Origin of the sequence: Pseudomonas maumuensis (genome assembly GCF_019139675.1) — a bacterium.
Taxonomy (GTDB): domain Bacteria; phylum Pseudomonadota; class Gammaproteobacteria; order Pseudomonadales; family Pseudomonadaceae; genus Aquipseudomonas; species Aquipseudomonas maumuensis.
This window is the reverse complement of record NZ_CP077077.1, coordinates 4987722-5002769: the sequence shown is the minus strand read 5'-3', so window position 1 is coordinate 5002769 and position 15048 is coordinate 4987722. Positions and strand designations below refer to the sequence as shown.

Here is a 15048-nt window from a genome sequence, read left to right as displayed (position 1 = left end):
GAACGCCCCCAAGAGTGCATATGACCTATGGCAAAGCGTGATTTTTATGAGGTCCTGGGTGTCGAGCGTGGCGCCAGCGAAGGTGATCTGAAGAAGGCCTACCGCCGTCTGGCGATGAAGTACCACCCTGACCGTAACCCGGGTGATAAAGAGTCCGAAGACCTGTTCAAGGAAGCCAACGAAGCCTACGAAGTGCTGTCGGATGCCAGCAAGCGTGCGGCGTACGACCAGTACGGCCATGCCGGCGTCGACCCGAGCATGGGTGGTGGCGGTGCCGGCTTCGGTGGTGCCAACTTCTCCGATATCTTCGGCGATGTCTTCAGTGATTTCTTCGGCGGTGGCCGTGGTGGTGGTCGTGGCGGCGCCCAGCGTGGCAGCGACCTGCGCTACACCCTCGAGCTCAATCTCGAGGAGGCGGTGCGCGGTACCACGGTCAATATCCGCGTCCCCACGCTGGTCAACTGCAAGCCGTGCGACGGCTCCGGCGCCAAGAAGGGTTCGACCCCGTCGACCTGCCCGACCTGTGGCGGTATCGGCCAGGTGCGCATGCAGCAGGGCTTCTTCGCGGTGCAGCAGACCTGCCCGCGCTGCCATGGCCAGGGCAAGATCATCACCGACCCTTGCGGCTCGTGCCACGGCGAAGGTCGTGTCGAGGAATACAAGACCCTGTCGGTCAAGGTGCCGGCTGGCGTCGATACCGGCGATCGCATCCGCCTGTCCGGCGAAGGCGAGGCGGGTGCCCATGGCGGCCCGACCGGCGACCTGTACGTGGTCGTCAATGTGCGCGAGCACCCGATCTTCCAGCGCGACGGCAAGCACCTCTACTGCGAAGTGCCGATCAGCTATACCGATGCCGCCCTGGGTGGCGAGCTGGAAGTGCCGACCCTCGATGGTCGCGTGAAGCTGAAGATCCCCGAAGGCACCCAGACCGGCAAGCAGTTCCGCTTGCGCGGCAAGGGCGTGGCACCGGTGCGCGGTGGCGCGGCAGGCGACCTGCTGTGCCGTGTGGCGGTGGAAACGCCGGTCAACCTCAGCCGTCGCCAGCGCGAGCTGCTCGAAGAGCTGCGCGATTCGCTGGAAGGCGACAGCTCCCATTCGCCCAAGGCCAGCGGCTGGTTCGAGGGTATGAAGCGCTTCTTCGGCGATCTCTGAGAAGGAACAGGCTATGCGACGTATTGCGGTAATGGGCGCGGCGGGGCGGATGGGCAAGACCCTCGTCGAGGCTGTGCAGCAGCAGGCGCCCCAGACCGGGCTGACCGCGGCGATCGATCGCCCGGACAGCTCGCTGGTCGGGGCCGATGCCGGTGAGCTGGCGGCCCTTGGGCGTATCGGCGTACCGATTTCCGATGACCTGGCCAAGGTCGCCGACGAGTTCGATGTGCTGATCGACTTCACGCATCCTTCGGTGACCCTGAAGAACCTGGCGTTCTGCCGCAAGGCGGGCAAGGCCATGGTCATCGGCACCACCGGTTTCACGCCGGAAGAGAAAGAGCTGCTGGCGGAGGCGGGCAAGGAGATCCCGATCGTCTTCGCCGCGAACTTCAGCGTGGGCGTGAACCTCAGCCTCAAGCTGCTGGATATGGCGGCCCGGGTGCTGGGCGACGATGTGGATATCGAGATCATCGAGGCCCATCACCGGCACAAGGTCGACGCGCCGTCGGGGACCGCGCTGCGCATGGGTGAAGTGGTTGCCAATGCGTTGGGGCGCGACCTGCAGGAAGTGGCGGTTTACGGTCGTGAAGGCCAGACCGGTGCCCGTGATCGCAAGACCATCGGTTTCGCCACCGTGCGTGCCGGTGATGTGGTCGGTGACCACACCGTGCTGTTCGCCGCCGAAGGCGAGCGCCTGGAGATCACCCACAAGGCCTCCAGCCGCATGACGTTCGCCAAGGGCGCCGTGCGCGCTGCGCTGTGGCTGGAAGGGCGCGAGCCTGGCCTGTACGACATGCAGGACGTACTCGAACTGCGTTGATGTCGCGGGGCTGCCTGGCAGCCCCTTGTCGCATTGGTGTGTTTTAGAGACACATCTACGGTAGACCGAAAACGCACTTTTCTGTAAGCTACAGCTTTAGTGTGTCCACTAAAAGCGCGCAGCGAATTGAATTCAGCACTTAAAAGCGGGGTGACGTGTCCATACGTCACTCCGCTTTTTTGCAACCTGCGATCGCCCTTTCATGCTTGATTTACGGGAGGTCTTCTTGACAAAGCCAGCCATACTCGCCCTTGCCGACGGCAGTATTTTTCGCGGTGAAGCTATTGGTGCCGACGGTCAGACCGTTGGCGAGGTGGTATTCAACACCGCTATGACCGGCTACCAGGAAATCCTTACAGACCCTTCCTACTCGCAGCAAATCGTCACTCTGACCTACCCGCACATCGGCAATACCGGCACCACCCCGGAAGACGCCGAATCCAACCGCGTCTGGTCCGCCGGCCTGGTCATCCGCGACCTGCCGCTGCTGGCCAGCAACTGGCGCAATACCCAGTCGCTGCCTGAGTACCTCAAGGCCAACAACGTTGTCGCCATCGCCGGCATCGACACCCGTCGTCTGACCCGTATCCTGCGTGAAAAGGGCGCCCAGAACGGCTGCATCCTCGCCGGTGACAACATCACCGAAGAGCAGGCCATCGCCGCTGCCCGTGCCTTCCCGGGCCTTAAGGGCATGGACCTGGCCAAGGTCGTCTCCACCAAGGAGCGCTACGAGTGGCGTTCCAGCGTGTGGGAACTGAAGACCGACAGCCACCCGACCATCGACGCTGCCGACCTGCCGTACCACGTGGTTGCCTTCGACTACGGCGTCAAGCTGAACATCCTGCGCATGCTGGTCGCGCGTGGTTGCCGCGTCACCGTGGTGCCTGCCCAGACTCCGGCCAGCGAAGTGCTCGCGCTCAACCCCGATGGTGTGTTCCTGTCCAACGGCCCTGGTGATCCGGAGCCATGCGACTACGCCATCCAGGCGATCAAGGAAATCCTCGAAACCGAGATTCCGGTCTTCGGCATCTGCCTCGGCCACCAACTGCTGGCCCTGGCCTCCGGCGCCAAGACCGTGAAGATGGGCCATGGCCACCACGGTGCCAACCACCCGGTCCAGGACCTGGACACCGGCGTGGTCATGATCACCAGCCAGAACCACGGCTTCGCCGTCGACGAAGCCACCTTGCCGGCTAACGTACGCGCCATCCACAAGTCGCTGTTCGACGGCACCCTGCAGGGTATCGAGCGCACCGACAAGAGCGCGTTCAGCTTCCAGGGCCACCCTGAAGCGAGCCCGGGCCCGACCGACGTCGCGCCACTGTTCGATCGTTTCACCGATGCCATGGCCAAGCGCCGCTGAGCATCCTGCTTCAAGGCCCCGGGCCGGCGTGTGCCGCGCCCGGAAGCGCCTGACCCAGATTGTTCAAAGCGGCTTGCCGACTGACCCCGGATTTGAGTGACCACCATGCCAAAACGTACAGACATCAAAAGCATCCTGATTCTCGGCGCTGGCCCGATCGTGATCGGCCAGGCCTGTGAGTTCGACTATTCCGGCGCCCAGGCCTGCAAGGCCCTGCGCGAGGAAGGTTTCCGCGTCATCCTGGTGAACTCCAACCCCGCCACCATCATGACCGACCCGGCCATGGCCGACGCCACCTACATCGAGCCGATCAAATGGCAGTCGGTGGCCAAGATCATCGAGAAAGAGCGCCCGGACGCCGTCCTGCCGACCATGGGCGGCCAGACCGCGCTGAACTGCGCCCTGGACTTGGAGCGCCATGGCGTTCTGGAAAAGTTCGGCGTGGAAATGATCGGTGCCAACGCCGACACCATCGACAAGGCCGAAGACCGCTCGCGCTTCGACAAGGCCATGAAGGACATCGGCCTTGAGTGCCCGCGCTCGGGTATCGCCCACAGCATGGAAGAGGCCAATGCGGTCCTCGAGAAGCTCGGCTTCCCGTGCATCATCCGCCCGTCCTTCACCATGGGCGGCACCGGTGGCGGTATTGCCTACAACCGTGAAGAGTTCGAAGAAATCTGCACCCGTGGTCTGGACCTGTCGCCGACCAAAGAGCTGCTGATCGACGAATCGCTGATCGGCTGGAAGGAATACGAGATGGAGGTGGTCCGCGACAAGAAGGACAACTGCATCATCGTCTGCTCGATCGAGAACTTCGACCCGATGGGCGTACACACCGGTGACTCGATCACTGTTGCTCCGGCACAGACCCTGACCGACAAGGAATACCAGATCATGCGCAACGCCTCGCTGGCGGTGCTGCGTGAGATCGGTGTCGAGACTGGCGGTTCCAACGTGCAGTTCGGTATCTGCCCGAACACTGGCCGCATGGTCGTGATCGAGATGAACCCGCGCGTATCGCGTTCCTCGGCTCTGGCTTCGAAAGCTACCGGCTTCCCGATCGCCAAGATCGCCGCCAAACTGGCCATCGGTTACACCCTCGACGAACTGCAGAACGACATCACCGGCGGCCGTACCCCGGCGTCCTTCGAACCGTCGATCGACTACGTCGTCACCAAGCTGCCACGCTTCGCCTTCGAGAAATTCCCCAAGGCCGACGCCCGCCTGACCACCCAGATGAAGTCTGTCGGTGAAGTCATGGCCATCGGCCGTACCTTCCAGGAATCCCTGCAGAAAGCCCTGCGCGGCCTGGAAGTCGGCGCCTGCGGCCTCGACCCGAAAGTCGACCTGGCCAACCCGGAAGCCGCCAGCATCCTCAAGCGCGAACTGACCGTGCCGGGTGCCGAGCGTATCTGGTACGTGGCCGACGCCATGCGTTCGGGCATGACCATCGAGGAAATCTTCCAACTGACCGGTATCGACCTGTGGTTCCTGGTGCAGATGGAAGACCTGATCAAGGAAGAAGAGAAGGTCAAGACCCTGGCCCTGTCGGCGATCGACAAGGACTACATGCTGCGCCTCAAGCGCAAGGGCTTCTCGGACCAGCGCCTGGCCAAGCTGCTCGGCATCACCGACAAGAACCTGCGCCGTCACCGCCACAAGCTGGAGGTGTTCCCGGTGTACAAGCGCGTCGACACCTGCGCCGCCGAGTTCGCCACCGACACCGCCTACCTGTACTCGACCTACGAGGAAGAGTGCGAGGCCAACCCGTCGACCCGCGACAAGATCATGATCCTGGGCGGTGGCCCGAACCGTATCGGCCAAGGCATCGAGTTCGACTACTGCTGCGTGCATGCCGCTCTGGCACTGCGTGAAGACGGTTACGAGACCATCATGGTCAACTGCAACCCGGAAACCGTCTCCACCGACTACGACACCTCCGACCGTCTGTACTTCGAGCCGCTGACCCTGGAAGACGTGCTGGAAGTCTGCCGCGTCGAGAAGCCGAAGGGCGTCATCGTCCACTACGGCGGCCAGACCCCGCTGAAGTTGGCCCGTGCCCTGGAAGAAGCCGGCGTGCCAATCATCGGCACCAGCCCGGACGCCATCGACCGCGCCGAAGACCGCGAGCGTTTCCAGCAGATGGTTCAGCGCCTGAATCTGCTGCAGCCGCCAAACGCCACCGTGCGCAGCGAAGACGAAGCCATCAAGGCCGCCGGCACTATCGGCTACCCGCTGGTGGTGCGCCCGTCCTATGTACTGGGCGGCCGTGCGATGGAGATCGTCTATGAGCTGGACGAGCTCAAGCGCTACCTGCGTGAAGCGGTGCAAGTGTCCAACGACAGCCCGGTGCTGCTCGACCACTTCCTCAACTGCGCCATCGAGATGGACGTGGATGCGGTCTGCGACGGCACCGACGTGGTGATCGGCGCGATCATGCAGCACATCGAGCAGGCCGGCGTTCACTCCGGTGACTCGGCGTGCTCGCTGCCTCCTTACTCGCTGAGCAAGGAAGTTCAGGACGAAGTCCGCGTACAGGTCAAGAAAATGGCCCTGGAACTGGGCGTGGTCGGCCTGATGAACGTGCAGCTGGCCTTGCAGGGCGACAAGATCTACGTGATCGAGGTCAACCCGCGCGCCTCGCGTACCGTGCCGTTCGTGTCCAAGTGCATCGGCACCTCGCTGGCGATGATCGCCGCACGCGTCATGGCAGGCAAAACCCTGAAAGAACTGGGCTTCACCCAGGAAATCATCCCGAACTTCTACAGCGTCAAGGAAGCCGTCTTCCCGTTCGCCAAGTTCCCGGGGGTTGACCCGATCCTCGGCCCTGAGATGAAATCCACCGGTGAAGTCATGGGTGTCGGCGACAGCTTCGGTGAAGCCTTCGCCAAGGCCCAGATGGGCGCCAGCGAAGTGCTGCCGACCGGCGGTACCGCGTTCATCAGCGTGCGCGACGACGACAAGCCACAAGTGGCTGGCGTTGCCCGCGACCTGATCGCCCTGGGCTTCGAAGTGGTTGCAACTGCAGGCACCGCCAAGGTTATCGAGGCGGCCGGCCTGAAAGTGCGCCGTGTGAACAAGGTGACCGAGGGTCGCCCGCACGTGGTCGACATGATCAAGAACGACGAAGTGTCGCTGATCATCAACACCACCGAAGGCCGCCAGTCGATCGCCGATTCCTACTCGATTCGTCGCAATGCGCTGCAGCACAAGATTTACTGCACCACCACCATTGCGGCCGGTGAAGCCATCTGCGAGGCGCTGAAATTCGGTCCGGAAAAGACCGTTCGTCGCCTGCAGGATCTGCATGCAGGACTCAAAGCATGAGCATTACCAAGTACCCGATGACCGTCCAGGGCGCTCGCGCCCTGGAAGAAGAGCATCTGTTCCTGAGCAAGACCGAGCGCCCGCGCCTGAGCCAGGCGATCGGTGAGGCCCGCGAGCTGGGCGACCTCAAGGAAAACGCCGAATACCATGCCGCCCGTGAGGAGCAGGGCATGGTCGAGGCGCGTATTCGCGATATCGAAGGCCGCCTGCAGAACTCGGTGGTGATCGACGTGACCACCATTGCCCACACCGGCAAGGTCATCTTCGGCACCACTGTCGATCTGGAGAACACTGAAACCGGCGATCAGGTGACTTACCAGATCGTTGGCGAAGATGAAGCCGACGTGAAGAAGGGCAAGCTTTCCAGCGGTGCGCCTATCGCCCGTGCCATCATCGGCAAGGAAGAAGGTGACACGGTGGTGGTGAAGACGCCGAACGGTACGGTCGAGTACGAGATTGTCGAAGTCAAACACATCTGACCGGCGCCTGCGGGCGCCATCCCTCGAGGGGATCCTCTGGCAGCTGGCCCAGGTTTTCTGGGTTGGCGGCCTGTGGGTGTTCCATGTGGGGCTGGTGCCGGCGCTGAAAGTCAGTAGCCTGGCGCCGTTGCTGGTGCAGGATATCGCCGTGCAGATCGACCGCTGGTTGATTGGCGTGGCGCTGCTCGGGCTGTTGACCCAGCTGGCGGTATTGGCGAGGGTGGATGGCCTGGCGGCCTGGTGGCGGCAATTCCGCGGTCAGATGCTGTTGCTCGGTTTCGGCGCCTGTGTCAGCTATTACACGCTACGCTACGGGATCTCCGTGGGTGAGCGCTGGCAGATGTTCTGCATCCTGGTGCTGGGCTTCTCCGGCATCGTGCTGGTGGCCCAGCCGGTCCCGGTCAGGGCGCGGCATGCGCGCCACTGAGCGGAGCCACCGTTACTTGTAGCGGTGGATATTGGACAGCTGCTTGTTTGGCTGCGGGTTCTTACGGTAGATCAGCGCCTTCTTGCCGATGGTCTGCACCAGTTCGGCGCGGCCGACCTTGCACAGTTCCGCGATGGCGGCTGCACGCTCTTCGCGATCCTCGGAACGGATTTCGACCTTGATCAGCTCGTGATCGGCCAGGGCGCGCTCCAGTTCGGCGGCAACGCCTTCGTTCACGCCGTTGCCAGCAACGATCAGGACCGGCTTCAGGTCATGACCAATGGACTTGTATTGCTTCTTCTGCTCGTTATTGAGCGGCATAATCTGACCCTTTTCGTCTGATTCTGTAAAATTGACGGGCATTTTACCCGAGGGCCCCCGGCTCCGCCCAGTCAAACACGACGCATATCATCGAGGTGCCCCGTGGTACAACGTTCCAAAAGCAGCGCCAACTGGCTGCGCGAACATTTCAACGACCCTTTTGTGAAGCAAGCGCAGAAGGATGGCTACCGCTCGCGTGCGAGCTACAAACTGCTGGAGATCCAGGAGAAAGACCGCCTGATCCGCCCTGGCATGAGCGTGATCGACCTCGGCGCAGCGCCAGGTGGCTGGTCGCAGGTGACCAGTCGTCTGATTGGCGGCCAAGGGCGGTTGATCGCCTCGGACATCCTGGAAATGGACTCGATCCCGGACGTTACCTTCATTCAGGGCGACTTTACCCAGGATGAAGTACTGCAACAGATCCTGCAGGCGGTCGGTGATTCGCACGTAGACCTTGTGATTTCCGATATGGCCCCCAATATGAGTGGTACGCCTGCGGTGGACATGCCGCGTGCCATGTTCCTCTGCGAACTGGCCCTGGATCTGGCGACCCGCGTGCTCAAGCCCGGCGGGGATTTCCTGATCAAGATCTTCCAGGGCGAAGGTTTCGACATGTACTTGAAGGACGTGCGCTCCAAGTTCGACAAGGTGCAGATGCGCAAGCCGTCGTCCTCGCGGGATCGCTCCCGTGAACAGTACCTGTTGGGCAAAGGTTTCAAGGGAGCATGAAAGGTGTGCTGCGGGGTTGCCGATAGTTATTTCCAATCGGCTGCCCCGTCTGGATCGTCCGAACTTCGTGTAGTCTAGCTTTCACAAAGGGTTACAGACGGTGCCTGCGGATGCGTGGGCAATGTAGTAAGTTAGGGCGATGAATATCATGCGAGGCACGGCTGCGTCGTGCGCCGGCCTCAGAGGGTAGCGAATTGAACGACATGGCAAAGAATCTGATCCTCTGGTTGATCATCGCCGCCGTCCTGGTGACGGTGATGAACAACTTCTCGAGCCCTAACGAGCCGCAGACCCTCAACTATTCCGACTTCATTCAGCAGGTCAAGGATGGCAAGGTCGAGCGCGTGACCGTCGACGGCTACATCATTACCGGCAAGCGTACCGACGGCGACAACTTCAAGACCGTCCGCCCGGCCATCACGGATAACGGCCTGATCGGCGACCTGGTCGATAACCACGTCACTGTCGAAGGCAAGCAGCCGGAGCAGCAGAGCATCTGGACGCAGCTGCTGGTCGCCAGCTTCCCGATCCTGGTGATCATCGCCGTCTTCATGTTCTTCATGCGCCAGATGCAAGGCGGGGCGGGCGGCAAGGGTGGCCCGATGAGTTTTGGCAAGAGCAAGGCGCGCCTGCTGTCCGAAGACCAGGTCAAGACTACCCTGGCTGACGTCGCCGGTTGCGACGAGGCTAAGGAAGAGGTTGGCGAGCTGGTCGAGTTCCTGCGTGACCCGGGCAAGTTCCAGCGCCTGGGTGGCCGCATCCCCCGTGGTGTGCTGATGGTCGGCCCGCCCGGTACCGGTAAGACCCTGCTGGCCAAGGCCATCGCCGGCGAAGCCAAGGTGCCGTTCTTCACCATTTCCGGTTCCGACTTCGTCGAGATGTTCGTCGGCGTGGGCGCCAGCCGCGTGCGCGACATGTTCGAGCAGGCCAAAAAACACGCACCATGCATCATCTTCATCGACGAGATCGACGCCGTTGGCCGCCACCGTGGCGCCGGCATGGGCGGCGGTCACGACGAGCGTGAGCAGACCCTTAACCAACTGCTGGTCGAAATGGACGGTTTCGAGATGAACGATGGCATCATCGTCATTGCGGCTACCAACCGCCCAGACGTACTCGACCCGGCGCTGCTGCGTCCCGGCCGCTTCGACCGCCAAGTGGTGGTTGGCCTGCCGGATATTCGTGGTCGTGAGCAGATTCTCAAAGTCCACATGCGCAAAGTGCCGATCGGTGAGAACGTCAACGCTGCGGTCATCGCTCGTGGTACGCCTGGCTTCTCCGGTGCCGACCTGGCCAACCTGGTCAACGAGGCTTCGCTGTTCGCTGCGCGTGCCAGCAAGCGTGTGGTCGAGATGAAGGAGTTCGAGCTGGCCAAGGACAAGATCATGATGGGCGCCGAGCGCAAGACCATGGTCATGTCCGAGAAGGAGAAGCAGAACACCGCTTACCACGAGGCTGGCCACGCCATCGTTGGTCGTGTCGTGCCCGAGCACGATCCGGTGTACAAGGTGTCGATCATTCCGCGGGGTCGTGCCCTGGGCGTGACCATGTTCCTGCCGGAAGAAGACCGTTACAGCTTGTCCAAGCGTGCGTTGATCAGCCAGATCTGCTCGCTGTATGGCGGTCGTATCGCCGAAGAAATGACCCTGGGCTTCGATGGTGTGACCACTGGCGCTTCCAACGACATCATGCGTGCGAGCCAGATTGCCCGCAATATGGTCACCAAGTGGGGTCTTTCCGAAAAGCTCGGGCCGCTAATGTACGCCGAGGAAGAGGGCGAGGTGTTCCTGGGACGTAGCGCAGGTAGCCAGCATGCCAGCGTCTCCGGTGAGACGGCGAAGATGATCGACTCCGAAGTGCGCAGCATCATCGACCAGTGCTATGCCACGGCCAAACAAATTCTCACTGACAACCGCGACAAGCTCGATGCCATGGCCGAGGCCTTGATGAAGTACGAAACCATCGATGCCGATCAGATCGACGACATCATGGCTGGTCGCACTCCGCGTGAGCCTCGTGACTGGGATAATGATTCTGGCACCTCCGGCAACCAGGCGTCCCAGGATGATCGTCCGGAGTCGCCGATCGGCGGTCCAGCGGCTCAACACTAAGGGCACCTATGAGCTCAGTGCAGTACCCGACCCGGTTGCCTTGCGGCAACCGGGTTCTTGATTTGTCCCGTACCCATGTCATGGGTATCCTCAATGTCACTCCAGACTCATTCTCCGATGGTGGGCGCTTCAGCCAGCGCGATGCGGCCCTGCGTCATGCCGAGGAAATGGTCGCGGCCGGTGCGACCCTGATTGACGTGGGTGGCGAGTCTACCCGTCCCGGTGCCCGCGCCGTCTCTCCTACCGAGGAGCTGGAGCGTGTAGCGCCGATTGTCGAGGCGATCAACAGTCGGCTCGATGTGGTCATCTCGGTCGATACCTCGACGCCTGCGGTCATGCGCGAATCTGCGCGTCTTGGCGCCGGATTGATCAACGATGTGCGTGCCTTGGAGCGCGACGGCGCGCTTGATGCAGCGGCGGATGCCGGTCTCCCGGTCTGCCTCATGCACATGCGCGGCGAGCCGGGCAACATGCAGGACAATCCGCAATATGAAGATGTGACAGCTGATGTTACGCGCTATCTTGAACGGCGTATGGCTGCCTGTGCGGCGGCTGGCATCGGGGCTGAGCGCATCATCCTCGACCCGGGGTTCGGCTTTGCCAAGACCCTTGAGCACAACCTTAGCCTTTTCAAACACATGGAAGCGCTCTACCGCTTGGGAAGACCGTTGTTGGTGGGCGTCTCTCGCAAGAGCATGATCGGCCTCGCGCTGGGTCGTCCCGTCGGTGAGCGCCTATACGGCAGCCTGGCGCTGGCGGCATTGGCCATGACCAAGGGTGCCAGCATCCTGCGGGTGCATGACGTGACGGAAACCGTCGACGTGGTGCGCATGATTGCGGCCGTGCAGAGCGCCGAATAAGAACATTGGAGTCACTATGAGCAGAAAATACTTTGGTACCGATGGTATCCGTGGTCGCGTCGGCCAATTCCCCATCACGCCGGACTTCATGCTGAAACTCGGTTGGGCGGCAGGCATGGCCTTCCGTAAGCAGGGTAATTGCCGTGTACTGGTCGGCAAAGATACGCGTATCTCCGGTTACATGTTCGAGTCCGCGCTGGAGGCCGGTCTCTCCGCGGCCGGTGCCGACGTGATGCTGCTCGGGCCGATGCCGACGCCGGCCATCGCCTATCTGACCCGCACCTTCCATGCCGAAGCCGGCATCGTCATCAGTGCCTCGCACAACCCGCACGACGACAATGGCATCAAGTTCTTCTCCGGTGCCGGCACCAAGTTGCCGGACGAAGTCGAGCTGATGATCGAGGAACTCCTCGATCAGCCGATGAGCGTGGTCGAGTCGAGCAAGCTGGGCAAGGTTTCGCGGATCAACGACGCGGCGGGGCGCTACATCGAGTTCTGCAAGAGCAGTGTGCCCAGCAGCACCAGCTTTGAAGGTCTGAAGATCGTCGTCGACTGCGCCCATGGTGCGACCTATAAGGTGGCCCCGAGTGTGTTCCGTGAGCTGGGTGCCGATGTTACCGTGCTGCACGCTGCGCCGGATGGTCTGAACATCAACGAAAGTTGTGGTTCGACCCATATCGAGTCGCTGCAGGCGGCGGTGCTGGTCGGTCATGCTGACCTGGGCATCGCCTTTGACGGCGATGGCGATCGGGTGCTGATGGTCGACCATACCGGTGCGATCGTCGACGGTGATGAGTTGCTGTTCGTCATTGGTCGCGACATGCAGGAGCGCGGCAAGCTTCAGGGTGGAGTGGTCGGCACGTTGATGAGCAACCTGGGCCTGGAATTGGCATTCAAGGAACTGGATATTCCGTTCGTGCGGGCCAAGGTCGGTGATCGCTATGTCATGGCCGAACTGCTCGAGCGCGAATGGTTGCTGGGTGGTGAGAACTCCGGGCACGTGGTGTGCGGCAGCCATACCACCACGGGCGATGCGATCATCGCCGCGCTGCAGGTGTTGATGGCGCTCAAGCGTCGTGGCGAGAACCTCGCCCAGGCGCGTCAAGCCGTGCGTAAGTGTCCTCAGGTGCTGATCAACGTGCGTTTCGCTGCGGGCAAGAACGACCCCTTGGAGAATCCATTGATCAAGGAAGCCAGTGCCAAGGCGACCGAGGCAATGGCCGGTCGCGGCCGTGTGCTCCTGCGCAAGTCCGGTACCGAGCCGTTGGTGCGGGTGATGGTCGAAGGTGACGACGAAACCCAGGTGCGCGGCCATGCCGAAGCCCTGGCCAAGCTCGTTGAAGAAGTTTGTGCCTGAAAGAGGCTTGCCAGCGCAGATCGGGTTGGGTAAGATCTGCGCCCACTTTGACCGACGAGGTAAAGCATGCGTCGCCCCATGGTAGCTGGTAACTGGAAGATGCACGGTACCCGCGCCAGCGTCGCTGAGCTGACTCAGGGGTTGGGCAAAATGCTCATTCCCGACGGTATCGAAGTTGCGGTGTTTCCACCGGCCCTGTTCATCAATGACGTTGTTGATGGGCTGAAAGGCAAGGGAATCATCGTTGGAGCACAGAATTCTGCAGTGCAGCCCGAGCAGGGTGCATTGACCGGTGAAGTTGCACCGAGTCAGTTGTCTGAAGTCGGTTGCAAGTTGGTGTTGATCGGCCATTCGGAACGTCGCCAGATTATCGGCGAAAGTGACGAAGTGCTGAATCAAAAGTTTGCAGCCGCACAAAAAAGTGGTTTGACGCCAGTGCTCTGTGTAGGGGAAACTCTCGCCGAGCGTGAAGCAGGCAAGACGCTCGAAGTTGTAGGGCGTCAACTAAGCAGTGTGATCGACGCGTTCGGTATCGCTGCTTTTGCCAATGCAGTAATTGCCTATGAGCCTGTATGGGCCATTGGTACAGGTTTGACGGCCTCGCCCCAACAAGCCCAGGATGTGCATGCAGCCATCCGCAAGCAGTTGGCGGAGAAGGACGCCGAAGTTGCCCGTAAGGTGCAGCTTCTCTACGGCGGCAGCGTGAAGGCGGCTAATGCGGCCGAACTGTTCGGCATGCCGGATATCGATGGGGGGCTCATTGGTGGAGCGTCCCTGAACGCAGACGAATTCGGTGCAATTTGTCGCGCCGCAGGAAACTGAAAAATGCTGGAAACAGTCGTAGTTGTTTTTCATCTGTTGGCGGCACTGTCACTGGTAGTTATGGTGTTGTTGCAACAGGGTAAAGGTGCGGAAGCAGGTGCATCTTTCGGCGCAGGTGCTTCAAATACTGTGTTCGGAAGCCAAGGTTCCGCTACCTTTTTGAGTAAAGTTACTGCTATACTTGCTGCCACTTTCTTTTTGACTGCACTTGGGTTAGGATACTTCGCCAAGCAGCAAGCACACCAGCTGACTCAAGCTGGTCTGCCAGATCCAGCAGTGCTGGAAGTCAAAGAGCAAAAGCCGGCAGTCAATGATGATGTACCGGTGCTCCAGCAGCAGAAGAGCGAAACCACCAACTCTGGTGATGTACCTCCTCCAGCCAAAGAGCAGCAGTAACGGGTTTCAAATGTAGTATTGCCGAGGTGGTGGAATTGGTAGACACGCAACCTTGAGGTGGTTGTGCCCATAGGGTGTAGGGGTTCGAGTCCCCTTCTCGGTACCAATTGAAGCATGAAAGCCCGCTTTGAGCGGGCTTTCTTGCAGGTGGAGGTCGGATTGACCCTGCACAGGGTTCAGTCTTATACTTTCGCCCCAGCTTTGTCGCGGGGTGGAGCAGCTTGGTAGCTCGTCGGGCTCATAACCCGAAGGTCGTTGGTTCAAATCCAGCCCCCGCAACCAGCTTCAGCAGAGCCCCTTTTCAGGGGCTTTTTGCTAGCCGAACAGTTTTAGGCGTCGTTGTCCAACGGCGCTTTCAGGGATGGGCGCTTCGCCCATTTTTTATTTGCACAGCATGCACGAGGGGGTTCAGGTGTCGAGCAAGCTAGAACAGTTGCAGGCCTTGTTGGCCCCGGTTGTCGAGGGCCTGGGCTACCAATGCTGGGGGATCGAATACGTCTCCCAAGGCAAGCATTCGGTACTGCGTATCTATATCGACAAGGAAGGCGGTATCCTGGTGGAAGACTGCGAAGCCGTCAGCCGTCAGGCCAGCGCCATCCTCGATGTGGAAGATCCGATCAGCTCTGAATATACCCTCGAGGTTTCCTCTCCAGGCATGGACCGCCCGCTGTTCACCTTAGAACAGTTTGCAGCGCATGCCGGCGAGCAGGTGAAGATCAAGCTGCGTACGCCCTTCGAGGGCCGTCGTAACTTCCAGGGCCTTCTCCGCGGTGTGGAGGAGCAGGATGTGGTGGTGCAAGTGGACCAACACGAGTTCCTGTTGCCGATCGACTCGATCGACAAGGCCAATATTATTCCCAGTTTTGACTGAGACGTGCCGGGCC

14 protein-coding genes and 2 tRNA genes are annotated in these 15048 nt (G+C 61.0%); 15 read left to right on the top strand and 1 reads right to left on the bottom strand.

The features are described 5' to 3' along the window. Positions 1-27 precede the first annotated feature (27 nt). The 6 genes from dnaJ (at position 28) to KSS90_RS22365 (ending at position 7568) form a co-directional block, all read left to right on the top strand. The gene (gene dnaJ, locus KSS90_RS22390; RefSeq protein WP_102683186.1) at positions 28-1152 is read left to right on the top strand and encodes a molecular chaperone DnaJ; all 1125 of its coding nucleotides are present in this window, start codon (positions 28-30) and stop codon (positions 1150-1152) included. A gap of 13 nt (positions 1153-1165) precedes the next feature. Next, positions 1166-1972 (top strand): 4-hydroxy-tetrahydrodipicolinate reductase, encoded by an 807-nt coding sequence (dapB, locus tag KSS90_RS22385; RefSeq protein WP_217867300.1) that lies wholly within the window; start codon positions 1166-1168, stop codon positions 1970-1972. 226 nt (positions 1973-2198) lie between these two features. Beyond that, a complete protein-coding gene (carA, locus tag KSS90_RS22380) occupies positions 2199-3335 on the top strand; it encodes a glutamine-hydrolyzing carbamoyl-phosphate synthase small subunit (protein WP_023629348.1) in 1137 nt (378 codons plus the stop codon). 105 nt (positions 3336-3440) lie between these two features. Beyond that, complete coding sequence (gene carB, locus KSS90_RS22375; protein WP_217867299.1) at positions 3441-6662, top strand: carbamoyl-phosphate synthase large subunit; 3222 nt, start codon at positions 3441-3443, stop codon at positions 6660-6662. Further along, positions 6659-7141 (top strand): transcription elongation factor GreA, encoded by a 483-nt coding sequence (greA, locus tag KSS90_RS22370; protein ID WP_082120346.1) that lies wholly within the window; start codon positions 6659-6661, stop codon positions 7139-7141. Before carB ends, greA begins: the two co-directional genes overlap by 4 nt. Next, positions 7119-7568, top strand: a complete 450-nt coding sequence (locus tag KSS90_RS22365) for an MFS transporter (RefSeq protein WP_217867298.1) — start codon at positions 7119-7121, stop codon at positions 7566-7568. Before greA ends, KSS90_RS22365 begins: the two co-directional genes overlap by 23 nt. A gap of 12 nt (positions 7569-7580) precedes the next feature. Here KSS90_RS22365 and KSS90_RS22360 read toward each other — a convergent pair whose 3' ends face one another. After that, complete coding sequence (locus KSS90_RS22360) at positions 7581-7889, bottom strand: YhbY family RNA-binding protein (RefSeq protein WP_102683191.1); 309 nt, start codon at positions 7887-7889, stop codon at positions 7581-7583. A gap of 102 nt (positions 7890-7991) precedes the next feature. On the opposite strand from KSS90_RS22360, the gene rlmE reads away from it, so the two are divergent. From rlmE to rimP, 9 genes are all read left to right on the top strand, one after another. Next, a complete protein-coding gene (gene rlmE / locus KSS90_RS22355; RefSeq protein ID WP_011532133.1) occupies positions 7992-8618 on the top strand; it encodes a 23S rRNA (uridine(2552)-2'-O)-methyltransferase RlmE in 627 nt (208 codons plus the stop codon). A 203-nt stretch (positions 8619-8821) separates the two neighbouring features. Continuing rightward, entirely contained in the window at positions 8822-10729 is a 1908-nt protein-coding gene (gene ftsH / locus KSS90_RS22350) for an ATP-dependent zinc metalloprotease FtsH (protein ID WP_217867297.1), read from the top strand. A gap of 8 nt (positions 10730-10737) precedes the next feature. After that, positions 10738-11589 carry a dihydropteroate synthase gene (gene folP, locus KSS90_RS22345; RefSeq protein ID WP_217867296.1) on the top strand — a complete coding sequence of 284 codons (852 nt, stop codon included), beginning with the start codon at positions 10738-10740 and terminating at the stop codon, positions 11587-11589. 16 nt (positions 11590-11605) lie between these two features. Beyond that, positions 11606-12946 (top strand): phosphoglucosamine mutase, encoded by a 1341-nt coding sequence (gene glmM / locus KSS90_RS22340; protein WP_217867295.1) that lies wholly within the window; start codon positions 11606-11608, stop codon positions 12944-12946. 66 nt (positions 12947-13012) lie between these two features. Further along, positions 13013-13768, top strand: a complete 756-nt coding sequence (tpiA, locus tag KSS90_RS22335) for a triose-phosphate isomerase (protein WP_217867294.1) — start codon at positions 13013-13015, stop codon at positions 13766-13768. 3 nt (positions 13769-13771) lie between these two features. Next, positions 13772-14164 (top strand): preprotein translocase subunit SecG, encoded by a 393-nt coding sequence (gene secG / locus KSS90_RS22330; RefSeq protein WP_046854066.1) that lies wholly within the window; start codon positions 13772-13774, stop codon positions 14162-14164. A gap of 20 nt (positions 14165-14184) precedes the next feature. Then, positions 14185-14270, top strand: a tRNA-Leu gene (locus KSS90_RS22325). 99 nt (positions 14271-14369) lie between these two features. Then, a tRNA-Met gene (locus tag KSS90_RS22320) sits at positions 14370-14446 on the top strand. Positions 14447-14576: 130 nt separating this feature from the next. Continuing rightward, positions 14577-15035 carry a ribosome maturation factor RimP gene (gene rimP, locus KSS90_RS22315; protein WP_038707604.1) on the top strand — a complete coding sequence of 153 codons (459 nt, stop codon included), beginning with the start codon at positions 14577-14579 and terminating at the stop codon, positions 15033-15035. Positions 15036-15048 lie beyond the last annotated feature (13 nt).